Genomic DNA, 24600 nt, shown 5'->3' with positions numbered 1-24600 from the left:
GCGAGGGGATTTTCCCCCGCACCGGCCCGGCGCTTTTATCCGTTTGCGCTCAAGCCGCCGTTTCCGGCTGCTCGTTTCTGGTGAACTTCAGCGCCAGCGCCGCCGCCAGCGCGCCGCCCAGAATCTTGCACACAAAGAAGGCCGCCACGCTGCGCGCATCGCTCACGCTGGACACAAAGGCCATCTGGCCGCCCAGCACGAAGGCCCCGCTCACCGAAACCGCCGCATTCATCACCTTGCCCCGCACGTCCATGCGGGCGTACAGCGGCAGCATGGACACGGTGGACACCAGCGACGCCAGCAGCCCCAGCACCGCGTATTCGTTCACCCCCAGCGCACCGGCAATGCGGCTCACCGCGCCGCCGCAGCGGGCCATGAGCAGGGCGGTGGCCACCATGGCCCCGCACACCACCACCGTGATCTTGAACACGATGATCAGCGCCTCGGCCACAAGGCCTTCGGGCGCAAGGGCAAGCCCGGGCCAAAACAGCCCCAGCGCCACCACGCCGAAGGCCAGCACTCCAAGAATCCGCACCGCCTCACCGAAGGCGGCCAGCGCACCCAGGCAGACCCGGGGCGCTTTGGCAAGCCCGGCCACCAGCAAAGCGCAGAGCACCAGCACCGGCCACAGGTTTTCCGCCAGCGTCAGCGGCGCAAGGCCCAGCGCCAGACCGCCCGCCACAAGGCCGGCGGGCAGGGCGATCAGCCCCCACACCACCCCCTGCATGAAGCCGTGGATCTGGTAATGCTCCAGACTGCCCAGCGCAATGGGCAGCGTGAAGCTCACAAGGCAGCCCAGCGTGGAGGCCACCAGCAGGCCGCTGTAGGCCGCCAGCGCCCCGCTTGCCGCCAGCTGGCTGGCGGTGGCCCAGCCGCCCATATCCGGGGCCAGCAGCATGCCCGCGGCCAGCGAAGCGTCAAAGGGCAGCGCCCGGCTCACCGCCGAGAGCCCGCCCTCCAGCGCGCTCATGGCGGTGATGATCAGGCAGTAGATACCGGTCATGGAAAGGCTCAAAGAGCCCATGGCCGCAAGCCCCCGGTCCAGCTCGGCGGCAACGCCCAGCCGCCCGCCCAGAATCTTGTCCGCAAGGCCCAGCACCGCAAAGCACAAAAGCACCCCGATGCAGATGTTCATCTTCCGTTTCCCCCATTCCTCTTTGCCCCGGGCACAAAAAAGCGGCCCGGCCCCCTTTTTGCAAGGGGAGCCGCGCCGCGTTGTTTTTGTCTTGGGCAACACCGCATAATTCACGCCTGCCGGCTCAGGCGGCGTATCGCGTCAAAATTTTCCGGCGCGCTCCGCCACCTGGAATTGTGCGGCATTGCCCTTGTGCTCCGGGCGCTTTTTCATGCCCAGCAGGTCTTTCACAGGTTGAGAACCTTGGAAAGGAAGTCCTTCAGGCGGTCGTCGTGGGGGTCTGCAAACAGCTCCCGGGCGGGCCGATCCTCCCGGATCTGGCCGTCGGCCATAAAGACCACCCGGCTGGACACCTCGCGGGCAAAGCTCATCTCGTGGGTCACCACCACCATGGTCATGCCCTCGGCGGCCAGATCCTTCATAACCTGCAGCACCTCGCCCACCATCTCCGGGTCAAGGGCGCTGGTGGGCTCGTCGAAGAGCATCACGTCCGGCTCCATGGCCAGCGCACGCACAATGGCCACGCGCTGCTTCTGGCCGCCGGAAAGCTGGGCGGGGTAGCTGTCCGCCTTGTCCGCGAGGCCCACCCGGTCCAGCAGCTGCAGGGCCTTTTCCTCGGCGGCCTTGGGGTCCATTTTGCGGATCTTCACCGGCGCGGCGGTGATGTTTTTCAGAACGGTCATGTTGTTGAACAGGTTGAACTGCTGGAACACCATGCCGATCTTCTGGCGGTGCAGGTCGATATTGGTCTTTTTGTCGCAGATGTCCACGCCTTCAAAGAACACATGGCCGCTGGTGGGTACCTCCAGCAGGTTCAAACAGCGCAGAAAGGTGCTCTTGCCGCTGCCGGAGGGGCCGATCACCGCCACCACTTCACCCTTGCGGATGCTGGTGTTCACATCCTTGAGCACATGGAGCTTACCGAAGGACTTGTTCAAATCTTTTACAACGATCAGTTCATCTTGTGCCATTGGCCATTTTCCTTTCTGCAAACGCGATCAGGCGGGAGGTTACGAAGGTCATGATAAAGTAGATGATGGCTGCCACCGCCAGCGCCGCCAGCGAGCGGTAGGTGGTGGAGATCACGCTGTTGGTCTGGTACATCAGGTCGGCAATGCCGATGACCGATACAATGGAGGATTCCTTGATCACGGTCACGAACTCGTTGCCCAAAGCGGGCAGGATGTTCTTGATGGCCTGAGGCAGCACCACCATGCGCATGGTCTGGCCGGATTTGAAGCCCAGGCTGCGGGCGGCCTCGGTCTGGCCCTTGTCCACCGCCTGGATGCCGCTGCGGATGATCTCGGCCACATAGGCGCCGCTGTTGATGCTCATGGCGCAGATACCGGCCATGAACCGGTCGGAGTTGGAGATGAAGGGCAGGCTGGGGAAGGTGATGCCCACCATGGGCAGGCCGTAGAACAGAAACATGACCTGAATCATCAGCGGCGTGCCGCGGATGAACTCGATGTAAACGTTGGCCAGCCAGCGGGTGGGGGCAAACTTGCCCAGCTTCATGATGGCCAGCAGCGTGCCCAGCACGGTGCCCAGCAGCACAGTGAACAGCGCAAGAATGATGGTGTTGGCCACACCTGCGCTGAAGAAGCTGTTGTACTTGGTGAACAGGGTCACCATCTTTTCCAGAAACTCCATAAGACTCCCCTTTCGTAGAGACACAACAGCATCCTCACGCCCCGAACCGGGGTGTGAGGATGCCCTTTTTTCCTTTTATTATACGCCCAGAGTGCCGGCCAGTTCAACCGCTTCGTCGTAGGCAGCCTGGAAGGAACCGTCGGCGGTCACGTTGGCGATCACGGCGTTCACCAGCTCCTTCAGGTCATCCTTGCCCTTGGCAACCACGGCGGCCTTACCGAAGTTGGCCTCCTCGGCGCTGAAGGTGAAGTTGGCCTGAGCAATGCCGTCGTTGGTGGCGATCAGGCTCTCGCCCACGGCGCCGTCCACCACGATGGCGGCAATGTTGCCGTTGGCCACTTCCATGGCCAGGGTGGGCCACTTGTCCAGCTCGAACAGGGTGGAATCGGGCAGAGCGCTCTGGATCAGCTTGCTCTGGATGGTGCCGCGCTGGGCGCCAACCTGCTGGCCGGCCAGGGACTCCTTGGTGGTGTAAACTTCCTCGTTGCCCTTCTTGACGATCAGCATCTGCTCGTCCTTCTGGTACATGTCGGTGAAGTCGATCTCCTTGGCGCGCTCCTCGTCCACGGTGAAGGCGGCGATGCCGATGTCCACCTGGTTGGACTTCACGGCGGGGATGATGCCGTCAAAAGCCATGTCCATCACTTCCAGCTCAACGCCCAGAGCGTCGGCAATCTGCTGGGCCAGCCACATGTCGCAGCCCACGAAGTTGGCGTCCAGATCCTTGAACTCGAAGGGAGCGTACTGAGCCTCGGTGCCAACCACCAGCTTGCCGGCAGCCTTGATGGCGTCGATGGTCTCGCCGGTGTAGGAAGAGTAGTCGTAAGCGGTGGTGGATGCGCTGGCGGCTTCGGAAGAAGCGGCGGTGGAAGCGGCCTCAGAGGAGGCAGCGGCGGAAGAGGCGGTGCTGGAAGAAGCGCCGCCGCAGGCGGCCAGGCTCAGGCTGAGAACAGCGGCCATGGCAATGGCAAGAAACTTTTTCATGGTTGATTCCCTCCGTATGTGGGGCGGCATTGGGGTTGCTGTTTTTCCCCCGGTCGGGCTCCCTTTGCCCGGCCCGCGCCGCCGTGGTTCGTTTTGCTTTGCGGGGTGTGTGCCCCGTCCATGTGTATAATTATACACACTGTTCCGATTTTTGCAAGGTATTTTTGAAAAAATATTCAGCCTGAATCGTTTTTTCCATGGAATTCACAAAACCGGGACGGCTCTGCGCCCCGGTCTTGTGGCAGTTTGCACGGCGGGCCGTGCATAAATATTCGTTATGCAGTGAATATGCAGCATATCGCCGCCGGGCGCATCATTTCACCGCGGGGATCACGGTGGAGCCGTTGGGAATCACATACACCAGCTTGCCGTCCAGCTTCAGCTGGCGGCACAGCTCGGCCGGGTCGGTGAAGGCTTTGATGCCCATGCGCGCCAGCGGCTCGGCGGGGGCGGTGGTGAGCATGAGGATGTTGTAGCGGGCGGCCTGCTCGCAGTTCAGATAGAAGATGTAGCCGGGGATGGTGAAGTTTTTGCGCAGATCCGCGTCCAGCGTACCGGCGCAGAGGGAGTCCACCCAGTCGAAGTACTCGGCGGGGCCGCCGCCGTCCCGGCATTCGGCCAGCAGCACCAGCGTGCCGCCCTTTTTCAGGCCGAACTCCACATTGTCGATGGTCTTGGTGCCCTGATACAGAGACATGTCCTTCGGGTAGCCGCCGCAGCTGGTGATGATCACATCCGCCTTTTCCGGGATGGGGGTCTGGTACATGGCGTCGGCGGCCTTGCAGGCCTCCAGCCAGGAATCCAGCCAGTGACCGGCGGTGATGCGGGCCAGCTTCATGCCCGCGTTCATCACCAGATTCACCACATACAGCTGCTCCACCATGGCCGCGGCCTCGCACATGTCCTCGTGCAGGGGGTTGCCCTCCAGCACCGCGTTGCCGATGGCCGGGTTGGAATGGGGTTCGTTCGGGTCCAGCGAGTGGGCGTGGTTCTGCTGGATGGTTTTCATGGAGGCGATGCCGGGCAGGATGCTCTTGCGCCCGCCGCCAAAGCCGGCCATCACATGCTGGGTGGCCGCGCCCAGCGCCACCACCTTGCGGCCCACCGCCAGCGGGTTCACCACCACCTGGGTGCCCCGGCTGGTGGTGCCCAGATACACAAGGTCATCGGCCAGGCAGTCGTGGTTTACCACCTTCACCCGGTCATAGACCGCGTCGGTGACCAGCGTGCGCAGCTCGGCCTCGTCGCCGCCCAGATGGGTGCCGTTGGCCACCAGAATCACCAGATCCTCCATCCGGATGCCGCACTCTTTTTCCATATACTCCACCAGCGCGGGAATCACCAGATCCTGCCGCATCCAGAAGCGGCTCATGTCGCTGATGATCAGGGTCACCGCGTCGCCGGGCTGCAGCCAGCTGCGCAGGGGCTTTTCATGGATGGGCGCTTCCAGCGCGGCGCGCAAAGCGGCGGGGATGTCCTCGATGGGGGGTTCGTTGTGGCCGTGCAGCTCCTGATACCGGGCGTTCTCCGGCAGGTCCAGCTGCACCCGGCCGCTGCCATAGGCAAAATCAAAGCGGGGCATGGTTCACATTCCTTTCTCTCTTCTGGGTCGCAGCGGCGCGCCCGGCTGGCGCACCAGACAGTATTGGGTCAGTTCAAAATGGCTTTTCAGGGTTTTGTACACGTCGAAGCCGTAGTGGTCGTAGCGGGGCAGGTTGGCCGGGTTGTGGGTCTCCAGCGAGATGAGCAGCCCGTGCTCGTCGGCGTAGTCCATCACCGGCTGGATCATCCGGTGGCCCACCCCCGCGCCCTGCAAGGCCGGGCGCACCGCGAAATAGATCAGCTGCATCCGGTTGTCCGGCAGCTCCTCGGTCCAGCGGGAGTTCAGGTACTGCCGGCCCAGAAAGAAGTTCCACAGGGTCTTCAGCGACCAGTCCTCCCGCACCAGGCACACGTCGGTTTTCAGGGCGTAAAAGGCCTCGGTGGAAAAATAGCGCAGCGGGTCGTAGGGCTCGGTCTCATCGTCCAGAATCACCAGTCCGCCCACCTCGTGGCTGTCCGCATACACGTTGCAGCAGGAGAGCATCTCGTTGGCGTCGCAGTTAAAGATTTCCGGCAGGGTGCGCTGGCGCACGTCCGCGTCCGGGATCAGCTGCCGGTACAAGGGGTCCGCCTGAAAGCATTCGGTCAGGGTGCGGATCACGTTGGGAATGTCGTATTCCGTCACCCGGTAGAGTCGGTCGGTCTGCACGGCGGCTCACTCCCCTTTCCCGGCAAAAAATTCGCCGGTGGTCTGCTTGAGGGTTCTGCTCAGCCGGGCAAGGTCGGCGGTCTCGGCCTTGACGATCTCCTTCAGCAGCTCCTGCTGGTCCTTTTTCAGCTGCTTGACCTGGGCCAGAGCGGCGGCGTGATCCGGCTTTTCCGCCTTTTCCTCCGCCTTGATGCGGCGCAACAGGCTCCCCAGCGCCAGCCGCTCCTGCAAACGGCCCGCGCCCCACATCAGCCGCTCGGGGGGCTGGTTGCGGGCCTTGTCCGCAAAGTAATCCACCACCGCCGGGTCAAAGGCGTTGGCGTAGTGGTTGTCGTCGATGGCGCACAGGCTTTCCACCGCCTGTTTGCCCATGCCCGCCGCCAGCTGCCAGGCAGCGGTATGCAGCGCGTTCAGGTTCGCCTGGGTGTTCTCGTGGGGGAAGATGGCGTTCTCGCTCCAGTCCAGCCGCACAAAGCAGTCCTGCGCAAGGCGGAAGATTTCCAGCAGGCGGCGGCGCAGCGCCACCCGCTCCTCCTCGCTCAGCTCCACCTCGCCCTGATTCATCTTCCAGACCCAGCGGGTGAGCTTATCCGCCCGGCGGGCGGCCTCGGCCAGCTTTTTGCGGAAGGAGCCCTCGGTCTGGGCGCTCAGCTTCTGGTTGGTGAGGCTGGCGTCCAGCGCCCACAGCCGCTCGGCAAAGTCCAGCGGGGGCAGCACGCAGCCGTCCAGCCGCAGCAGCACCCAGGTGTAGAACAGATGGTGGAACAGATACACCTTTTCGTCATAAGCGCCGTCGTTGTCGAACTGGGAGTGGTAATGGGTGGCCATGAACCGGCCGCCGCCGAACTCGTCCACCATGCTGGGCACGCCGCCGATGGCCATGGAGAAATCGTCCGACCAAGTCTGCACCGGGCAGACCACCCCCACCCCCTTGGGGTAGAGGTTTGCCACCTCGGCGGGCAGCGCGCGGATGCACTCGCTCAGAAAGCGCTTCAGCTCGTACACGCTGCGCACCCGGTGCTTTTTGCCGTGGGCGTGGGCGGGCAGCTCCAGATTGATGTTGGCGATCACCCGGCCCGCCCAGTCCGGCCGAACCCGGAAGATCTGGTTGTATGCGCCGGTGGACCAGTCGTAGCGGCTGTCGATCACGCCCCACTCCTCGGCGGCGAAAGCGCAGAACACCAGCGTCTTTTTGGGCTTGTAGCCCGCCAGCTTCAGGGCGCGGGCCATGCCCAGCATCAGGGAAACGGCGGTGTTGTCGTCCTGAAAGCCCTCGAAATAGGAGTCGTAGTGGGCGCTGACCACGATCATCTCGTCGGCGTCCTCGCCGGGCAGGGTGCCCACGATGTTGTAGCTTTCCGTTTCCGGCATCACGGTGCTCTTTGCGTCCAGCGTCACCTCGGCGCAGCGGCCGAAGCCAAGGCCCGCCGCCCGGGCCAGCCCGGCCGCGTCCTTTCGGGACATGGAGAAGGCCGGCGCCTGCCGGGGGCCGCAGATGTTCTGGGCGTTCAGCGCCTGCTCGTCCACTTCGCCGTAGCCGCCTGCCTGCACCGCCAGAATGGCCGCCGCACCCCGCAGATGGGCCTGATAGGCCGGGTAGTTGATCCACCAGTCGTTTCGCTGGTTGATGTGCACCAGCACCAGCTTGCCCCGCACGTCCAGCCGGTCCAGTTCGGCGGCGGTGCCGGTGCCCGCGTCGATCAGGGTGTAGTGCCTGGGGCCTTTGGTGTCGAAGTCGGTCTGGTAGCCGCCCAGCTCGGCGGTGTGCTCGCGGCCCTCTTCGTCTTTATAAGTAAGGCGGGCGTGGTGGAAGTCCCACCCGTCCAGCGTAAAGCGGTGCTTTTCCACCGAAAGGCCGATGGCGCGCATCTCGGCGGCCAGCAGCTCGCCGGTCTCGAACTCGGCCCGGCTGCCGGCGGTGCGGTAGCCCAGCACCGGGTTGGTGCGGGGCTTTTCCATCCGCTTTGCCAGCACATAGGAATAGGAAATATCCAGATACCGGCGGATGCGGTTCCACTGGGCCAGCTGCTGTTCGATTGTTTCCATGCTTGGTTCCCCCTCCTGCGGCGGGCTTTTCGCTCTGCCGCGCAAACTCATCCATTTTCATTTTGATGTATTTCAATCTTGGTATATCACAGCCACCGGGCTTTGTCAAAACAAAAAGCCGGGGAGCAAAGCTCCCCGGCCAGCTCCCCGGCCTATTGTTCTGTTTTCACTTCAGGCGGTCTGCTCGGTGAGCAGCTGCTCCACCGTGACCGACCGCATGGAATTTTCCATCACCTGCTGCAGCTCCAGAAAATAGTGCTGCATCCCTGCAATGGCGCCGCTCTGCTCCGTCGTTTTGGCACTGTCGCCCAGGCAGCGGCCCAGCATGGTGTGATCCTCCATGCAGGAGATAATGTCCAGCATGGTGATCTCGTCGGCGGGGCGGCCCAGCTTGTGGCCGCCGGTCACCCCGCTGCGGGCCTGCACCAGCCCGGCCTTTTTCAGCCGGCTGAGCACCCGGGGGATCACATTTTCCGGCACATCCATCGCCGCGGCGATCTTGCCGGCCTGCACATAATCGGTCTGCTGTGCCAGATACAGCATGCATCGGATTCCATAATCTGTTTCCAAACGCAAACGCATGGGAATTCGTTTCCTCCTTTCAACTGTTTCTCAAACTCTCTCTAAAAAATAACAAAACGCCCGCGGGCAGGATGTATAAAGCCCGCGAGCCGAGCAGTCATCTGGGAAAGCCCCGGCGCAGGGGGCCCTGTTTATAATATAAAGAAAGCCTATTCGTTAATGATAGTATGGATATCTGTTTTTGTCAATAAAAGTATTATCATTGGCAAGCAACATTTCACAATTTGTTCAGATTCTTTGCCCTGTCGGTGAAACAACATTGCATTTTGTGTGACATTGTCTCCATACGGCGGTCAGAAACGGTTGTAAAACGGGGCAAAATCGAGTAAACTGGTAGACAAGGGAACAACCCTTTTGACTGTTGAGCGCACGGAAAGGAGCGTTTGGTATGGAATTCTATCGTTGTGAGCACTGCGGCAACATTGTTGCCTTTCTGAACAAAAGCGGCGTGCCGGTGGTATGCTGCGGCGAAAAAATGAAGCTGCTGGAGCCCGGCGTGGTGGACGCCGCGGTGGAAAAGCACCTGCCCGTGGTGGCGGTGAATGGCCGTTCGGTGACCGTGAGCGTGGGCAGCGTGGCCCATCCCATGACCGAGGAGCACCTGATCCAGTGGATCGTTCTGGAAACCAGCCAGGGCTGGCAGCAGAAGGCGCTGGCCGCCGGCGATGCCCCCGAGGTCAAGTTCGCGCTGGCCGAGGGCGAAGCCCCCGTGGCCGCCTGGGCCTACTGCAACCTGCACGGGCTGTGGAAAACCGCGATCTGATTCTTCCCAACACATAAAAACACACTGGCCCCCGGAGTTAGCCGGTGTGGCATAAGAGAACGACGGTTCTGCCGTAGGATTTTGGCGCACAAAATGTTCAAAGGGGCAGGCAAGCCACCAAGGCTTGCTCTGCCCCTTTTCGCACTTTCCGCATCCAAAATCCTGGGGCAGAACTGCCCTGCACCGGAAAAGGTTCGATTTTGATGGGAGTGCAAGGAAAAGACCCGCAGGCACCCTTGGTGGTTGTCAAGGGGCTTTGACGCTGCAATCCCGCAAAAGCGGCCCTTTTCCGGCGTCATTTTCTTATGTCACGCCGGCTTTTGGGGGCCTTTTTCTGTGCGTCAGCCCAGCGCCAGATTCAGCGCCATCAACAGGCCAAAGCCCACCGCCACCGCCAGCACCCCCGGTGCGCCCTGCTGCACGGCCGCGGCCAGCGGCTCCTGCATGGCTGCCGCCAGCATCACCCCGGCGGCCAGCGCCAGCAGCCAGGGCATCAGCCCGGCCAGCACGCCCCCTGCCAGCACTGCGGCCAGCGCCGCGCCAATCGGCTCCACAAGGCCGCTGGCCACCCCTGCGCCGAAGGCCCGCCAGCGCCCGCCACCGGCCCGCCAGATGGGCAAACTCACCGCCGCGCCCTCCGGCAGGTTCTGCAGCCCGATGCCCACGCTCAGCGCCAGCGCCCCCGCGGTCGCCGCCCCGGTGGGGCCGGTGCTGCCCGCCGCAAGGCCCACCACCATGCCCTGAGGCAGGTTGTGCAGCCCGATGGCCAGCGCCGCGCTCCAGCCACGGCCCTTTTTTTCGCAGCCGTTTTCCAGCGCTCCGGCCAGCCGCTCGGCCAGCAGCAGCAACGCCGCCCCGGCCACCAGCCCCGCCGCCGGGGCAAGCCAGCCGCTTTCGGCCGCGGGCAGCAGCAGATTGAACACACAGGCCGCCAGCATCACGCCGCCGGCCAGCCCCTGCCCCGCCCCGCCGCCCGGCGCGGGCCGGGCCAGAAACACCGCCCCCGCCCCCAGCGCCGTGCACAGGCAGGGAAATACGGTCATGGATACCGCCGCCAGAATCTGGTGCATCCCTCTCTCCCCCTTTCCTCTGCCTTCACCCTATGCGAAGGGGGCGGCGGGGGTTCCTGCGCAGGCTTCGGGCAGCGCAAGGCGGCAAAGTGCCGGTTTTCAACACTTTCCACTTTTTTGTGTGGAAAACCCGGTAAAAAGGGCCCCTGTTTTCCACACAATGGGAAACACAGGGGCCCCTGCCTTGTTAAAAATCATTCCTGTTACCGGATTTTTTCCAGTTTCTCACCGGATTTTACAGAAATTTTACCGGACGGCCGGGTTTTCCACACCCCGGGGAAAACCCCGATGTTGAAAACCTGTCGAAAACCGTGGAATACTTTTCGTATTTTTGTGGAAAACTTTCCCACCGGGAATTACTCCACCCGGTATTCGTCGGCCAGATCGCCCCGGGTGGCGCACCAGTAGGCGGCCATGCTCTGGCCCGGCGTACCGGTGACCTCGTTTTCCAGATACCCCGCCAGCGCGCCGGGCTGCCACGCGCGGGCGGCATCCTCGGTGGCAAACTCCACCTCGGCATAGAAGAACTCGCCGGGCTGGCCCGCGTCCACCTGGTTCACCTCCAGCACAAGGCCGCCCTCCAGCGGGTAGCGCCGCTGCTCCTTCTGGATGAGGGGCCGCTGCAGAAAGGCCTCCAGCCGGGCAAAGAGGGCCGGGTCGATGGGCGCTTCGATCTCCTCCCGGGCCAGGCCGTCCGCACTGGCCTTGCCTTTAAAGCAGAGGATATAATCGGTCCTGCCCCCCGACTCCTCGCTGCGGATGCGCACGGTGGGGCGGGTTGTCACATAGCCCTGCCGCATCACGAAGGTTTTCACCGGGGTAAGGCCCTCCGGCCAGCCCTTTACCAGCCATTTGCGTTCGATCTCCATGGCGAATCTCTCCTTTTCCCGGCTGCTTTGCGGCGGCGGATTTCGCTTGCCACCGGGGTGCAAACCGGTTATACTTGAATTGATACAGAAAATTTTACAGGCGGGGCCCGGGGCCCCGCAAAAGCGTTCGGTTTTATTATAAAAGAAACCGTCAGGAAAGGAAAGTGCACCATGAAACAGACCCGTCCCTACCCCGTTTACACCGTGACCAAAAAGGCCGAGAACAGCATTCTGAGCGGCCATCCCTGGGTCTATGCCGACGAGCTCACCGGTCAGCCGGAAACCATGCCGGAGAACGGCGCACTGGTGGACGTGGTGAGCGGCAAGGGCCGTTATCTGGGCACCGGCTTCCTGAGCTGGGAGAGCAAGATCCGCATCCGGCTGATCAGCCGCAACGCCAACGACAGCTTCGACGAGGCCTTCTGGCGGCGGCGCTTTGAGTACGCCTGGGCCTACCGGAAAACCGTGATGGGCGAAGAGGATCTTTCCTGCTGCCGGGTGATCTTCGGTGAGGCGGATCAGATGCCCGGCCTGACCGTGGACCGCTTTGGCGACATTCTGGTCACCCAGACCCTCTCCTACGGTATGGAGATCCGCAAGGCCCAGCTGTTCCCCCTGCTGGTGGATGTGCTGCGCGCCGACGGCCAGATCATCAGCGGCATTTACGAGCGCAACGACGTGGCCCTGCGGGCCCGGGAGGGTCTGTTTGAAAACAGGGGCTGGTTCGAGCTGCACGGCGAGGATCACCCCGCCTCCACCACCACCGAGATCTGCGAAAACGGGGTGCGCTACGCGGTGGATTTTGAGAACGGCCAGAAAACCGGCTTTTTCCTGGATCAGAAATACAACCGCCGGCAGGTGGCAAAGCTTGCCCGGGGCAAGCGGGTGCTGGACTGCTTCACCCACACCGGCAGCTTTGCGCTGAACGCCGCCTACGGCGGGGCCGCCCATGTGACCGCGGTGGACGTGAGCCAGACCGCGGTGGACATGGCCCGCGCCAACGCCGAGCGCAACGGCCTGGCCGACCGGATGGACTTTGTGTGCACCGACGTGTTCGAGCTGCTGCCCACGCTGGAGGGCACCCACAATTACGACTTTATCATTCTGGACCCGCCCGCCTTCACCAAGGCCCGCAAAACCGCGGCCAACGCCATGCGGGGCTATAAGGAGATCAACTACCGGGCCATGAAGCTGCTGCCCCGGGGCGGCTATCTGGCCACCGCCAGCTGCAGCCACTTCGCCACCGAGGAGATGTTCGTCAAGATGCTGAAAAGCGCCGCGGCGGACGCGGGCCGCCAGCTGCGCCAGATCGAGGTGCGCCAGCAGTCCCCGGATCATCCCATTCTGTGGAACGTGGAGGAAACCAACTACCTGAAATTCTTCCTCTTCCAGGTGATCTGACCGGCGGTCTGGCCGGGCGCTGCCCGAACCGGCGCACTGCCGCCCGGGCGGGCCGTTCAATCCGCCGCTGCGGCCGGGAAAAATCACACTTTTCGCCGCCGCTTCTCGGCACTGTCACCAACAATTTTTGCCGCCATGGGCCCGGTCTTTGCAAACCCGCCAAACTGCAAAGCCGGGCCCTTGTTTTGAATTGACGGCGGGTGTAAAAAAACATATAATTTTTTGTGAAATATTCGTATGGGAAACCGCCGGACCCGTCCGGCCTTTTGTGTGAGGGAGGAACAATTATGGCACCAGCCAACACCAAGGAGATCTACGGTTCGCTCGTGTTCAACGAGCATGTGATGAAGGAGCGCCTGCCCAGCGCCACCTACAAGAGCCTGAAGGCCACCCTGCAGCGGGGCGCGGCGCTGGATCTGGATCTGGCCAACATCGTGGCCAGCGTCATGCGGGACTGGGCCATTGAAAACGGCGCCACCCACTACACCCACTGGTTCCAGCCGCTCACCGGCATCACCAGCGAAAAGCACGACAGCTTTTTGAGCCCCAACCGGGACGGCACCGCCATCATGGAGTTCTCCGGCAAGGAGCTGGTGAAGGGCGAATCGGACGCTTCCAGCTTCCCCAACGGCGGCCTGCGCGCCACCGCCGAAGCCCGCGGCTACACCGCATGGGATCCCACCAGCTACGCCTTCATCAAGGATGGCACCCTGTGCATCCCCACCGCCTTCTGCAGCTGGACCGGCGAAGCGCTGGACAAGAAAACCCCTCTGCTGCGCAGCATGAAGGCTGTGACCACCCAGGCCAGGCGGGTGCTGCACCTGTTCGGCAAGGACGTGAGCCATGTGGACGTGACCGTTGGCCCCGAGCAGGAGTATTTCCTGATCAAGAAGGAGCACTACGACACCCGCGAGGATCTGATCCTCACCGGCCGCACCCTGTTCGGCGCGGCCCCCTCCAAGGGTCAGGAGATGGAGGAGCACTACTTCGGCGCCCTGCGTGAGGAAGTGTCCGCCTTCATGAAGGATCTGGACGAGGAGCTGTGGAAGCTGGGCGTTTCCGCCAAGACCAAGCACAACGAGGTTGCCCCCTGCCAGCACGAGCTGGCCCCCATCTTCGACCGGTGCAACGTGGCGGTGGACCACAACCTGCTCACCATGGAGATGATGAAGAAGCTGGCCCCGAAGCACGGCCTTGTGTGCCTGCTGCACGAAAAGCCCTTCGACGGCGTGAACGGCAGCGGCAAGCACAACAACTGGTCTCTGTCCGCCCCCGGCATGAACCTGCTGGACCCGGGCGACACCCCCAAGGACAACCTGCAGTTCCTGATTTTCCTGGCCGCCATCATCAAGGCCGTGGATGAATACAACGATCTTCTGCGCATGAGCATCGTGGGCGCGGGCAACGAGCACCGTCTGGGCGGCAACGAGGCGCCCCCGGCCATCGTGTCCATCTTCATGGGCGAGGTGCTGGAGGGCATTCTGGACGCCATCGCCTCCGGCAGCGAGTACGTGGCCCCCGCCGCCGCCAAGATCGACCTGGGCGTGGAGGTTCTGCCCCAGTTCGCCAAGGACGACACCGACCGCAACCGCACCAGCCCCTTCGCCTTCACCGGCAACAAGTTCGAGTTCCGCATGCCCGGCTCCTCGGTGAACATCTCCGACGCCAACACCGTGCTGAACACCGCCGTGGCCAAGGAGCTGAAGGGCTACGCCGACGAGCTGGAGCAGGCCGAGGACTTCGACAAGGCCGTGGTTGCCCTGATCAAGCGCACCATCCGCGACCACAAGCGGGTGATCTTCAACGGCAACGGCTACAGCAAGGAGTGGGAGGAAGAAGCCGCCCGCCGCGGCCTGAAGAACGAGCCCAGCGCATGCGAAGCTCTGGGCGCCTTTGTGGACCCGAAGAACATCGCCCTGTTCGAGCAGATGGGCGTTCTGAACGAGACCGAGTGCCGCAGCCGCTACGAGGTAAAGCTGGAGAACTACGCCAAGGTTCGCCACATTGAGGCCGTTACCATGCTGGAAATGGCCCGCCGCCAGCTGGTGCCCGCCGCCAGCCGCTACATGGGCGACATTGCCAAGGGCATGAACCGGAAAAAGACCGCCTGCCCGGGCATCAGCTGCAAGGCCGAGGAGAAGGTGCTGCGCCAGCTGACCAACTACACCGACGCCATGAGCGACGCGGCCGACCGGCTGGAAGCCTGCGTGGAGAAGGCCGAGCGCAGCGAGGGCGCGCTGGCCACCGGCCGCTGCTACCACGATGTGGTTCTGCCCGCCATGGCCGACCTGCGTGCCGCCGCCGACGCCGCCGAGTCCATCTGCGGTGCGGAGTACTGGCCCCTGCCCAGCTACAGCACCATGCTGTTCTATGTGTAATCGCCGGGTGTAAGCGCCGGACAAGCCTTATCCAATAAAAAACAAAACCAGCCGCCGCAACCGGAATGTTGCGGCGGCTGGTTTTTTGTTATTCTGGCGTTTGCTGACCGTCAGGCCACGGCTGCCAGGGTCAGGCTCTGGGCCAGGGTTTCCACCTGATCGGCGGTGAAGGGGGCATCCTCCTCCATGCGCAGGGCCACATAGACCCCCAGCTCCTTATCGTAGGCCAGGGCCCCGTGGGCGGTGCGCTCTTCGGTGGCGTATCCCGGCTCGGACTCACCGAAATACACGGTGGCCACCGCGTTTTCGCCGGCGGCGGTCTTTTTCACCACCCGGTAATCCTCCCAGAAGCAGCTGGACGGGGTGCGCAGATAGCTGTACACCAGCTTGTAATACTCCCCCTCCTCCGGCTCGTTGCCCGGCTCGGTGGGCTCGATCAACCCGTAGCCGATGCGGCCCACGGCGTTGCCCGCGCTGTCGCAGATCAGCAGCTGGGTGTTCATGCCCTGATCAAACACCCGCTCGCTTTCCTCCGGCTCCGTCAGGCTCCAGCCTTGGGGCAGCAGAAAGCTGGCGGTGAAGGGGGCCTGATCGTAATATTCCCCGTTGAACTCGTTTCGCCCCTCCTGATAGGCGGGGAACCGGGCGCTCACCCGCTGGGTCATGTCCTGCTCGCTGGCGCTTTCCGGCTGGCTTTCCACCGGCTGCGCCTCGGGGGCATCCGGCTGCTCCGGCTGGGGCTGCCCCAGCGCCAGTGCCAGCAGATCCACCGAAAGCGGCTCCAGCCCGTCGTCCGAATCCAGCACCGCGCTCATGTTCAGCTCCAGATAGCCCTCGGCGCATTCGATCTGATAGGTCTGCCCCGGCTTCCAGGCCTTTTCCACGTTCTCCTTTTCCAGCAGATGCACGCTCATGCCGCCCTCGCCCATGGCGGCACGGCCACAGATCTGGATGTTCCAGTCCTCGCCGGGCCAGCCCTCGGGCAGGGTGAACTCCACGCCGCCCTCGCAGGGGCGCAGGCTGCCCTCCAGAAAGGCCATGGCGTCCTGCGCGGTCTGGGGTGTGCTGCTGCCGGACACCACGTTCCGGTCCGCCCCGCCTTCGCCGCCGGGGCTCGCCGTCTGCCCGCCGCAGCCTGCCATCAGCAGGCCCAGTGCCAGAGCCAGCACCAGCGCGGCGGTGATCCCTTTTCTTCTGTTTACGCTGCGTTTCTCTGTCATGGCGGCACACTCCCTTTCCGTTTGATCCGTTCATATACAGAACGGGCCGGAGCGGCCTTTTATTTCATCTTTCGCCCCCTGCCGGCAGATTTTTCATCCGCCGCGCCGGGCGTATCGCCGCCTTACAGGCTCAGCCCGCCTGGCCCAGCTCCTCCATGGCCTCGCGGGTGTTGTCGGCCGAGAACAGAAACACGCCGCTGCGGCTGTATACCTCCACATGAGACCCCACGTTCCGAATGATGCAATCCATACCCGACCCTGCCTTTCTCAATTTTTGTCGATGTTGTGTTTTCGGGGGCCGCGCCCCCTTCCGATGGTCTTATTCTATCAGAACATAAGTCCGATAATTTGTACTTTGCATCATTCCGCGGCAAAATGCAGTCCGATAAACAACCCTTTTAAAGCACACAGAAAAAGGCCCCCGGAAAAAGCCGGGGGCCTTGCTGCTTTTGATAAGCTTATTCCGCCTTCTCGTACACGGCCTCGATCTCGGCCACATACATGGTGTGGTAGTCCTTTTGGGGGTAGCAGTCCTTATCGCAGCTGTTGCCGGGTAAAAAGCACTCCGGCTCCAGCGTCTGGGCATACAGGCTGCGGCAGACCAGCACCAGCCGGGCCCCGTCGAAGGCGGGCGCGCCGTCGAAGTCCTTCACGGTGTAGCCCACCTTGGCGATCTTGTCCTCGTCCCGGCCGCTCACCTTGCCCAGATAGCCCAATTCCTTCTTCGCCCCTTCGCCGTAAAAGCTCAGGGTGAAGCGGCCGGCCTCGTCCACGAACTCCTTGGTGTAGCGCTGGGGCCGCAGGAAAATCTGCACCACGTTTTTGCCCCACAATACGCCCATGGAGCCCCAGCTCACGGTCATGGTGTTCACGGTGCCGTCGGCCTTTTTGGCGCTCACCAGCGCCCACTCTTTGCCGATCAGCTCAAAGGGATTGCCCGCGATGGCGGCGGACTCGATTTTCCGGTACTCCATTGTTCAAAACACCTTTCTTTCGCTCGATTTGCCGGTTTTCTGGCCGTCCAGCATGGGGGCCACGGCCCGGTAGCGGTCGTAGCAGTACTGGATGATGGCATTGCGCTTGACCAGACCGATGAAACTCTTCTTGTCGTCCAGCACGGGCACGAAATTCTGGGTCATGGCGGCGGCCACCAGCTCATCCATCTGGGTGGTCACGGCCACGGGCTTGTAGTCCCGCTTGCGGGGGATGCTGCTTAAGGGGATGTCCTCCGCGTCGTCCAGATCGATGCCCTGGTTCTTGATGGCCCACAAAAGATCGCCCTCGGTCATGGTGCCCACATATTCGCCCACCCGGTTCAGCACGGGGATGCTGGAATACCGGTGGTACTCCATCTTCTCCAGCGCCTGCCGCAGGGTGAAATCCTCATACAGAAAGGCCACATCCTGCTTGGGCGTTAAAAAGAACAGCAAATTCACTCACAAAACCTCACTTTACGCGCTGCATTTCTCAAAAAACGAACCGGAAGGCTCCGGCCCGGGATTCCATGATTCGGTATCTTTATTTTAACACATTTCGCGCCCCGGGGTGTGAAAAACTTATGAAGGCGGCGCCGGGCGGTGCAAAGGTGCTTTTTTGCCCGATTCTGCTGGTCAACGGCCTCGTTTTATGATATGCTTTAAGGTACCGATTCTGACCAGAAAAGGATGTGTTTCCCATGGCACGTTTTCGCCGCATCGCAGCCCTTGCGCTGTGTTTTGCCCTGCTTGCCGGCTGCGGCCGGCAGGCGGCTTCCTCCGCCTCGCAGGCGGCCTCCTCCACCTCTTCCGCCTCCGCCGCTTCGGGCGCGGCCTCTGTGCCCGGGCAGAGCGCCGGCGCGCCCACCGCGCTGGTGCTGGGCTACACCCCCTCGGCGGGCTTCAACCCCTACACCTCCTCCTCCAATCTGGTGGAGCAGAACGCCGGGCTGTTGTTTGAATGCCTGGTGGAGCTGTCGCCGGAGCTTTCGCTGGAATACCGGCTGGCGGATTCCATCGTGAGCGCGGGCGAAACGGTGACCATCCATATCCGCTCCGGCTGCACCTTCGCGGACGGCACCCCCGTCACCGCCCAGGACGCCGCCGCCAGCCTGGAGGCCGCCCGGGTCAGCGAGCGTTACGCCGCCCGCTTTGCGGGTGTGACCGAGGTGAAGGCCGAGGGCGACACCGTGACCGTGACCCTTGCTTCGCCGGATTCCATGTTCGCCTACCTGTGCGACATTCCGGTGCTGAAGGCCGCCGAGACCGGCGCGGCCCAGCCCACGCCGAACGGCCGCTACACCTACGGCGACAGCGGCAGCCTGGTGCGCAACAACTCCTGCGCCTTCGCGGAAAACGGGCCGGAGGTGATCTATCTCACCGAGGTGAGCAGCTATGAAGAGATGGTCTCCGGCTTTGCGGTGGGCAGCCTGAACCTGTACACCGCCAGCGACTCGGCCCAGACCAGCGCCGGCTTTTCCAGCGTGTCGGACTATTACAAAACCAACAATCTGGTGTTTCTGGGCGTGAACGCCACCCCGCCGGAAAGCGGAACCAAAAGCCCTCTGCTCACCACCCCCGGCGGGCGCGGCCTGCTCAGCCAGCTGATCGACCGCACCCAGATCGCCCAGAAAAGCTATTATGCCCGGGCCTACCCGGCCACCGGCTGCATCAACGACCACTACGACTGCGTGGCCGACAGCCATGTGATCCAGTCCACCGCCGAAGTGAACGCCGAGCAGGCCGCCGCAGATCTGGCCGCGCTGGGCTACACGCTGGACGCGGCGGGCTATTATCAGGACGCCGACGGCCAGCGGGTGAACCTGCGGCTGCTGGTTTACAGCGGCAACACCTACAAGCGCTACGCCGCCAGCCTGATCAAGGACCAGCTGGCCGCCGCCGGGCTGTATGTGACGGTGGAGGAAGCGTCGGATTTTGACGTTTACAGCCAAAAAGTTGCATCCGGTGATTTTGACCTGTACATCGGCGAGGTCAAGTTGTATAATAATATGGATATGAGTCCCTTTTTTGAAGGGGGGCAGGCCAGCGTGGGCATCGTGCAAAGCGAAGCGCTCGCCGCCGCCTACACCGCCTTCAAGGCGGACCAGAACACCGCCGGCGCGCTGGAAACGGCTTTCGCCGCCGAAATGCCCTTTGTGCCGCTGGTGTGGCGCAACGGCACGGTGGTGCACAGCAGCGGCATCAGCGGGCTGAGCTGTTCCATCAGCAACGTATTCTATTCGCTGGAAGGCCTGCGCTTCGACGCGGCCGAATAACAGACCCCACCGCCCACGGGCGGATACAAATTGCAAAGGAGCGGCAGTTTATGATCACATTGCAAAACCCCATGGGCACCATAAGCATGACGTCGGACTACTTCGCCGAGCTGGTCAGCCAGGCGGCCCGCAGCTGCTACGGCGTGGCGGGCATGGCCACCGGCGGCCGCGGCGACGATCTGAAGAGCCTGGTGTTCGGCAGCGATTTCCCGGAAAAGGGCGTTCGCGTGACCCAGTCGGACCGCAGCCTCACCATCGAACTGCACATTAAGGTGGGCTACGGGCTGAACATCGCCACCATCGTGAAGAGCATCACCCACAAGGTCAAGCACGAGGTGGAAAAGGCCACCGGCCTGACCGTGGCCCGCATCGAGGTCTCGGTGGACGACATCGTGGCGGACTGATTCCGCCCCATAAAACAACGATACTTTACTTTACATGAGGTGCAATAGCTTATGATTACCGGTAAGATCCTGCGTGACGCCATCATCTCCGGCGCCAACAACATCTCCAACCAGCGTTCCCGTGTGGACGAGCTGAACGTTTTCCCCGTGCCGGACGGCGACACCGGCACCAACATGAGCATGACCGTGATGGCCGCTGCCCGTGAGCTGGAAAACCTGCCCGACAGCTGCACCGTGGGCGAGGCCGCCAAGGTGGCCGCTTCCGCCATGCTGCGCGGCGCCCGCGGCAACTCCGGCGTGATCACCAGCCTGTTGTTCCGCGGCCTGTCCAAGGCGCTGGACGGCAAGAAGGAAGCCGGCGCCGAGGATCTGGTTCACGCGCTGGAAAAGGGCGTGGAAGCCGCCTACAAGGCCGTGATGAAGCCCACCGAGGGCACCATGCTCACCGTAGCCCGCATCGCCAGCGAGGAAGCTTCTGCCAGCGGCCTGGCCGACGTGAACGAGCTGTGGACTCTGGTGCTTTCCGCCGGTCAGCGCGCGCTGGACAACACCCCCAACCAGCTGCCGGTTCTGAAGAAGGCCGGCGTGGTGGACGCGGGCGGCCAGGGCCTGATGGTGATCTTCGAGGGCATGGACATCGTGTTCAAGGGCGGCGAGCCCGTGAAGGGCGAGGAGCAGACCCAGAGCAAGGTCAAGCACTCCAGCGACGCCGCCGGCAAGGGCGTGTTCAGCGACGACCTGATGAAGGTTGAGGACATCAAGAACGGCTACTGCACCCAGTTCCTGGTGAATAAGAACGAGGGCGTTTCCAGCGACAAGCTGCGCGCCTTCTGCGAGAGCAACGGCGACAGCGTGGTGGTTATTGAGGACGACGACGTGATCAACTGCCATGTGCACACCGCCGACCCCGGCAAGATTCTGAGCCACGCCATCCAGTACGGCTACCTGACCGGCTTCAAGATCGAGAACATGCACGAGCAGTTCCTGGCCCGCCAGAAGCAGGGCAAGGGCCTGGAGAAGCAGCGGGAAGCCGAGCAGGCCGAGCAGACCAGCCCCTTTGTGTACGCTGCCGTTGACCCGGATCAGGAGTACGGCTTTGTGGCCGTGGCCGCCGGCGAGGGTCTGGCCAACGTGTTCACCGATCTGGGCGTTTCCGCCGTTGTGTCCGGCGGCCAGACCATGAACCCCTCCACCGAGGACATTGTGGCCGCGGTGCAGAGCGTGCCCGCCAAGACCGTGTTCGTGCTGCCCAACAACAAGAACATCATCATGGCCGCCGAGCAGGCCCAGAAGCTGGCCGACCGGCGCATTGTGGTGCTGCCCACCCGCACCATCCCGCAGGGCATCACCGCCATGCTGAGCTTTGACCCGGACGCCACCGTGGACGCCAACACCATCAACATGATGCAGGCTGCCGGTCAGGTGAGCACCGGCCTTGTGACCTTCGCCGCCCGCAACAGCGACTTCGACGGCCACAAGATCAAGAAGGGCGAGATCATGGCCATGGAGAACGGCAAGATCGTGAACATCGGCACCGACATCACCAAGACCACCTACCGCCTTGCCCGCAGCATGGTGAAGAAGGATACCAGCTTCATCACCCTGATCTCCGGCTGCGACGTGAGCGAGGAGGACGCCCAGCGCACGCTGGAGCTGGTGCAGGCCAAGGTGGGCGACGGCATCGAGGTCACCCTGATCAACGGCGGCCAGCCCGTCTACTACTACATGATCAGCGTGGAGTAATTCTTCCCTGATCGCAAGCGTTTTCAAGCGCCGCCGAAAATCGGCGGCGCTTTTTCTATTACCGAGGTATCTAACATGGAACATTTTGGTGTTACCGTCGTTAAGCGCAAATACTCACTACACCTTACACGCGAAGAGTTCGCCCCTATTAATACACGATGTACTCTTCCTAAATTCCCCAACCTAGTAAAAGAAAATGCCTATGTGGATGATTCCGGGAAGCAATATCGTTTGGAGTGGTGTGAAAAGTATCGCGCCGTTTGCCTAAAAAACTTTGACTTGAACATGGCTTATTTCAATAGTCTAGACGCAAATGATTTCAATTGTGCACTTCAAAACTTTTTGGAAAAGCATCCTCAATTCCATCAGATTTCAGATTTATCCGACTATGAAATTTCTGGATATTATCTGATGATTCTGGATAACTATAAGCAAGCATATATCGGTAAATCCTCAAACATAAAAAAGCGAATTCGGGAGCACTGGCAGAACAGTAAACCTTTTGACCGGACGTTGTTGCCCATGTACGCCTTCCAAACGTCTTGCTTCTCTATTGATTTTTTCCGAGCATTGGATACAACAAGAATTTATATATGGCCAAGAAAAATTTCCGAAGGGATCGAGAGTGCTTTAGTCAACGATTTTCCCAATAAATATTTAACCAACCGGATCGGCGGAGATACAACAAATCTGCTCGAGGCATGTGCTACACTAAACACTCGTATTCTTTAAAATTACTTTGTAAGGAGGCCCCGCCATGAAGCCGGATACCCCCATTCAATACGTCAAGGGCGTGGGCCCCAGGCTGGCCGAGCGGTTCGCCCGGCTGGGCATCGCCACCGTGGGCGACCTGCTCTGCCACTATCCCCGCCGCTATATTGATTACAGTCAGCCCAGCCCCATTGCCGAAGCCCCCTCCGGCACCGAGGTGGTCATCAGGGCCGAAGTGTGCGCCAAAAAGGGAGCGGTGCGCCTGCCCGGGGGCCGCACCATGGTGCAGGCCACCGCCGCGGACGACACCGGCACCTTGACCCTCACCTGGTTCAACACCCATTTCATGGCGGACAAGCTGCTGCTGGGCGAGGAATACTATTTCGAGGGCCGGGCGAAAGGCGCACTCTCCCGCCGGGAGATGGCAAATCCCATCGTGCGCACCCGGGCGGAGGTGGAGCGCAAGCCCTTTGTGGCGGTCTACCCCCAGACCGAGGGCCTTGCCAGCGGCCAGATCGCCCGCTGCGTGGAGAACGCGCTGGCCGCGGCGGACCCGCTGCCCGAGCCCCTGCCGCCGGACTACCTGCCCCGCTTCCGGATGCCGGATAAGTGGACGGCGGTGAAGAACATCCACCACCCTGCCTCCCCGCAGGCGCTGGCCGCGGCACGGCGGCGGCTGGTGTTTGAGGAGCTGTTCACCCTGCAAATCGGCCTGAGCCTTTTAAAAAGCCGGGGCGCGGTGAAGAGCGGCGCACCCATGCAGCCCACCGGCCTCACCCCCTTCTGGGACAGCCTGCCCTTCTCCCCCACCGGGGCCCAGCGGCGGGCCGCCGCCGAGATCTGCGCCGACATGGCGGCAAAGCGGCCCATGAACCGGCTGTTGCAGGGGGACGTGGGCAGCGGCAAAACCCTTGTGGCCGCGGCGGGCATCTACATGGCCGCGAAAAACGGCTACCAGAGCGCCCTCATGGCCCCCACCGAGATTCTGGCCGCCCAGCACGCGGCCACATTGCAGACCTTTCTCGAGCCCTTCGGGCTTCGGGTGGCGCTGCTCACCGGCGGCATGAAGGCGGCCCAGAAGCGCACCACCCTTGCGGCCATCGCCGCCCACGAGGCGGATCTGGTGGTGGGCACCCACGCGGTGATCAGCAGCGGGGTGGAGTTTGCCCGCCTTGGCTTTGCGGTGGTGGACGAGCAGCACCGGTTCGGCGTGCGCCAGCGGGGCCTGCTGGCGGACAAATCCACCGCCCCCCATGTGCTGGTGATGAGCGCCACGCCCATCCCCCGCACGCTGGGCCTTCTGATGTACGGCGATCTGGACATCTCCATTCTGGACGAGCTGCCCCCCGGCCGCCTGCCGGTGAAAACCTATGCGGTGACCGGCAAAAAGCGGCGGGACATGTATCATTTTCTGGACGACCAGATCGACAAGGGCCATCAGGTGTACATCGTCTGCCCCCGGGTGGAGGAGAGTGATACCGAAGCGCCCGGCGCGGCGGATCTGCAGGCGGTGACCAGCTACCTCACCGACGTGGCCGGGGCGCTTCTGCCCCACCGGCGCATCGGCCTGATGCACGGCAAGCTGAAGCCAAAGGAAAAGGCCGCCGTGATGGAGCAGTTCAAAAACGGCGAGCTGGACGTGCTGGTCTCCACCACCGTGATCGAGGTGGGCGTGGACGTGCCCAACGCCACCGTGATGGTGATTGAAAACGCCGAGCGGTACGGTCTGTCGGCGCTGCACCAGCTGCGGGGCCGGGTGGGCCGGGGCGGCGGCGAAGCCTACTGCATTCTCATCAGCGACCACACCGGCGAAGCGGTGCGGGACCGGCTGCGCTTTCTCTGCCATACACAGGACGGCTTCGAGATCGCCAAATACGATCTGGAGACCCGCGGCCCCGGCGACTTCTTCGGGGATCGGCAGCACGGCCTGCCCACCCTGCAATTGGCCGACCTGATGGGCGACACCCGCACGCTGGAGGCCGCCCAGAAATGCGCCCACGAGCTGCTGGAGCAGGACCCGAAGCTGGCCGCCCCGGAGCACAGCCTGCTGGCGGCACAGGTCTCCCACCTGTTTGAACGCACCACCTTCAACTGATACAAGGCAAGTCCGGTTCGTTCCGGATTCTGCCTTCAAATACTC

At 62.6% G+C, this 24600-nt stretch carries 21 protein-coding genes; 8 read left to right on the top strand and 13 right to left on the bottom strand.

The genetic code is table 11. The annotated features are described in order from the left end of the window. Positions 1-49 precede the first annotated feature (49 nt). The 8 genes from eutH to EDD77_RS00290 form a co-directional block, all read right to left on the bottom strand. Entirely contained in the window at positions 50-1135 is a 1086-nt protein-coding gene (gene eutH / locus EDD77_RS00325; protein ID WP_058964082.1) for an ethanolamine utilization protein EutH, read from the bottom strand. A gap of 227 nt (positions 1136-1362) precedes the next feature. After that, positions 1363-2091 carry an amino acid ABC transporter ATP-binding protein gene (locus EDD77_RS00320; RefSeq protein WP_187120500.1) on the bottom strand — a complete coding sequence of 243 codons (729 nt, stop codon included), beginning with the start codon at positions 2089-2091 and terminating at the stop codon, positions 1363-1365. A 1-nt stretch (position 2092) separates the two neighbouring features. After that, positions 2093-2788, bottom strand: coding sequence for an amino acid ABC transporter permease (locus tag EDD77_RS00315; RefSeq protein ID WP_058964080.1), 696 nt, complete (start codon positions 2786-2788; stop codon positions 2093-2095). Between the two features lie 78 nt (positions 2789-2866). Then, positions 2867-3772, bottom strand: coding sequence for a transporter substrate-binding domain-containing protein (locus tag EDD77_RS00310; RefSeq protein WP_058964079.1), 906 nt, complete (start codon positions 3770-3772; stop codon positions 2867-2869). Between the two features lie 313 nt (positions 3773-4085). Then, positions 4086-5354, bottom strand: coding sequence for a nickel-dependent lactate racemase family protein (locus EDD77_RS00305; protein ID WP_058964078.1), 1269 nt, complete (start codon positions 5352-5354; stop codon positions 4086-4088). Positions 5355-5357: 3 nt separating this feature from the next. Further along, entirely contained in the window at positions 5358-6023 is a 666-nt protein-coding gene (locus EDD77_RS00300; protein ID WP_058964077.1) for a GNAT family N-acetyltransferase, read from the bottom strand. A 6-nt stretch (positions 6024-6029) separates the two neighbouring features. Next, complete coding sequence (locus tag EDD77_RS00295) at positions 6030-8069, bottom strand: M28 family peptidase (RefSeq protein WP_058964076.1); 2040 nt, start codon at positions 8067-8069, stop codon at positions 6030-6032. A 171-nt stretch (positions 8070-8240) separates the two neighbouring features. Beyond that, on the bottom strand, positions 8241-8651 hold the full coding sequence (locus EDD77_RS00290; RefSeq protein ID WP_077138535.1) for an RrF2 family transcriptional regulator: 411 nt from the start codon (positions 8649-8651) through the stop codon (positions 8241-8243). A 388-nt stretch (positions 8652-9039) separates the two neighbouring features. On the opposite strand from EDD77_RS00290, the gene EDD77_RS00285 reads away from it, so the two are divergent. Further along, on the top strand, positions 9040-9414 hold the full coding sequence (locus EDD77_RS00285; protein ID WP_058964074.1) for a desulfoferrodoxin family protein: 375 nt from the start codon (positions 9040-9042) through the stop codon (positions 9412-9414). Between the two features lie 341 nt (positions 9415-9755). Here EDD77_RS00285 and EDD77_RS00280 read toward each other — a convergent pair whose 3' ends face one another. After that, positions 9756-10484, bottom strand: a complete 729-nt coding sequence (locus tag EDD77_RS00280) for a ZIP family metal transporter (RefSeq protein WP_243117483.1) — start codon at positions 10482-10484, stop codon at positions 9756-9758. A gap of 356 nt (positions 10485-10840) precedes the next feature. Next, complete coding sequence (locus tag EDD77_RS00275) at positions 10841-11353, bottom strand: CYTH domain-containing protein (RefSeq protein ID WP_058964073.1); 513 nt, start codon at positions 11351-11353, stop codon at positions 10841-10843. A gap of 171 nt (positions 11354-11524) precedes the next feature. On the opposite strand from EDD77_RS00275, the gene EDD77_RS00270 reads away from it, so the two are divergent. Beyond that, positions 11525-12754: a class I SAM-dependent rRNA methyltransferase gene (locus tag EDD77_RS00270; RefSeq protein WP_058964072.1), complete on the top strand. Its 1230-nt coding sequence runs from the start codon at positions 11525-11527 to the stop codon at positions 12752-12754. Between the two features lie 287 nt (positions 12755-13041). Next, on the top strand, positions 13042-15132 hold the full coding sequence (locus EDD77_RS00265; protein WP_058964071.1) for a glutamine synthetase III family protein: 2091 nt from the start codon (positions 13042-13044) through the stop codon (positions 15130-15132). A gap of 110 nt (positions 15133-15242) precedes the next feature. On the opposite strand, the gene EDD77_RS00260 is transcribed toward EDD77_RS00265, so the two are convergent. From EDD77_RS00260 to EDD77_RS00250, 3 genes are all read right to left on the bottom strand, one after another. Beyond that, positions 15243-16352: a hypothetical protein gene (locus EDD77_RS00260; RefSeq protein ID WP_058964070.1), complete on the bottom strand. Its 1110-nt coding sequence runs from the start codon at positions 16350-16352 to the stop codon at positions 15243-15245. Positions 16353-16810: 458 nt separating this feature from the next. Next, positions 16811-17326 (bottom strand): flavin reductase family protein, encoded by a 516-nt coding sequence (locus EDD77_RS00255; RefSeq protein ID WP_058964069.1) that lies wholly within the window; start codon positions 17324-17326, stop codon positions 16811-16813. A gap of 3 nt (positions 17327-17329) precedes the next feature. Further along, a complete protein-coding gene (locus EDD77_RS00250; RefSeq protein WP_058964068.1) occupies positions 17330-17788 on the bottom strand; it encodes a CBS domain-containing protein in 459 nt (152 codons plus the stop codon). 239 nt (positions 17789-18027) lie between these two features. On the opposite strand from EDD77_RS00250, the gene EDD77_RS00245 reads away from it, so the two are divergent. The 5 genes from EDD77_RS00245 (at position 18028) to recG (ending at position 24555) form a co-directional block, all read left to right on the top strand. Further along, positions 18028-19602, top strand: coding sequence for an ABC transporter substrate-binding protein (locus EDD77_RS00245; protein WP_058964067.1), 1575 nt, complete (start codon positions 18028-18030; stop codon positions 19600-19602). A 50-nt stretch (positions 19603-19652) separates the two neighbouring features. Next, complete coding sequence (locus tag EDD77_RS00240) at positions 19653-20006, top strand: Asp23/Gls24 family envelope stress response protein (protein WP_058964066.1); 354 nt, start codon at positions 19653-19655, stop codon at positions 20004-20006. Between the two features lie 51 nt (positions 20007-20057). After that, complete coding sequence (locus tag EDD77_RS00235; RefSeq protein ID WP_058964065.1) at positions 20058-21749, top strand: DAK2 domain-containing protein; 1692 nt, start codon at positions 20058-20060, stop codon at positions 21747-21749. 75 nt (positions 21750-21824) lie between these two features. Then, on the top strand, positions 21825-22481 hold the full coding sequence (locus tag EDD77_RS00230) for a GIY-YIG nuclease family protein (protein ID WP_077138534.1): 657 nt from the start codon (positions 21825-21827) through the stop codon (positions 22479-22481). A gap of 25 nt (positions 22482-22506) precedes the next feature. After that, on the top strand, positions 22507-24555 hold the full coding sequence (recG, locus tag EDD77_RS00225) for an ATP-dependent DNA helicase RecG (RefSeq protein ID WP_058964063.1): 2049 nt from the start codon (positions 22507-22509) through the stop codon (positions 24553-24555). The last annotated feature ends 45 nt before the right edge of the window (positions 24556-24600 follow it).

The sequence above is a fragment of the Allofournierella massiliensis genome (genome assembly GCF_004345265.1).
In the GTDB taxonomy this organism is placed as follows: domain Bacteria; phylum Bacillota; class Clostridia; order Oscillospirales; family Ruminococcaceae; genus Allofournierella; species Allofournierella massiliensis.
The sequence above is the reverse complement of the archived record's forward strand: the minus strand, read 5'-3'. Positions and strand labels throughout refer to the sequence as shown.

Coding starts and splice junctions, on each gene's coding strand:
- eutH (WP_058964082.1), bottom strand. CDS start 1,135: ATGAACATCTGCATCGGGGTGCTTTTGTGCTTTGCGGTGCTGGGCCTT.
- EDD77_RS00315 (WP_058964080.1), bottom strand. CDS start 2,788: ATGGAGTTTCTGGAAAAGATGGTGACCCTGTTCACCAAGTACAACAGC.
- EDD77_RS00310 (WP_058964079.1), bottom strand. CDS start 3,772: ATGAAAAAGTTTCTTGCCATTGCCATGGCCGCTGTTCTCAGCCTGAGC.
- EDD77_RS00305 (WP_058964078.1), bottom strand. CDS start 5,354: ATGCCCCGCTTTGATTTTGCCTATGGCAGCGGCCGGGTGCAGCTGGAC.
- EDD77_RS00295 (WP_058964076.1), bottom strand. CDS start 8,069: ATGGAAACAATCGAACAGCAGCTGGCCCAGTGGAACCGCATCCGCCGG.
- EDD77_RS00290 (WP_077138535.1), bottom strand. CDS start 8,651: ATGCGTTTGCGTTTGGAAACAGATTATGGAATCCGATGCATGCTGTAT.
- EDD77_RS00285 (WP_058964074.1), top strand. CDS start 9,040: ATGGAATTCTATCGTTGTGAGCACTGCGGCAACATTGTTGCCTTTCTG.
- EDD77_RS00280 (WP_243117483.1), bottom strand. CDS start 10,484: ATGCACCAGATTCTGGCGGCGGTATCCATGACCGTATTTCCCTGCCTG.
- EDD77_RS00275 (WP_058964073.1), bottom strand. CDS start 11,353: ATGGAGATCGAACGCAAATGGCTGGTAAAGGGCTGGCCGGAGGGCCTT.
- EDD77_RS00270 (WP_058964072.1), top strand. CDS start 11,525: ATGAAACAGACCCGTCCCTACCCCGTTTACACCGTGACCAAAAAGGCC.
- EDD77_RS00265 (WP_058964071.1), top strand. CDS start 13,042: ATGGCACCAGCCAACACCAAGGAGATCTACGGTTCGCTCGTGTTCAAC.
- EDD77_RS00260 (WP_058964070.1), bottom strand. CDS start 16,352: ATGACAGAGAAACGCAGCGTAAACAGAAGAAAAGGGATCACCGCCGCG.
- EDD77_RS00255 (WP_058964069.1), bottom strand. CDS start 17,326: ATGGAGTACCGGAAAATCGAGTCCGCCGCCATCGCGGGCAATCCCTTT.
- EDD77_RS00245 (WP_058964067.1), top strand. CDS start 18,028: ATGGCACGTTTTCGCCGCATCGCAGCCCTTGCGCTGTGTTTTGCCCTG.
- EDD77_RS00240 (WP_058964066.1), top strand. CDS start 19,653: ATGATCACATTGCAAAACCCCATGGGCACCATAAGCATGACGTCGGAC.
- EDD77_RS00235 (WP_058964065.1), top strand. CDS start 20,058: ATGATTACCGGTAAGATCCTGCGTGACGCCATCATCTCCGGCGCCAAC.
- EDD77_RS00230 (WP_077138534.1), top strand. CDS start 21,825: ATGGAACATTTTGGTGTTACCGTCGTTAAGCGCAAATACTCACTACAC.
- recG (WP_058964063.1), top strand. CDS start 22,507: ATGAAGCCGGATACCCCCATTCAATACGTCAAGGGCGTGGGCCCCAGG.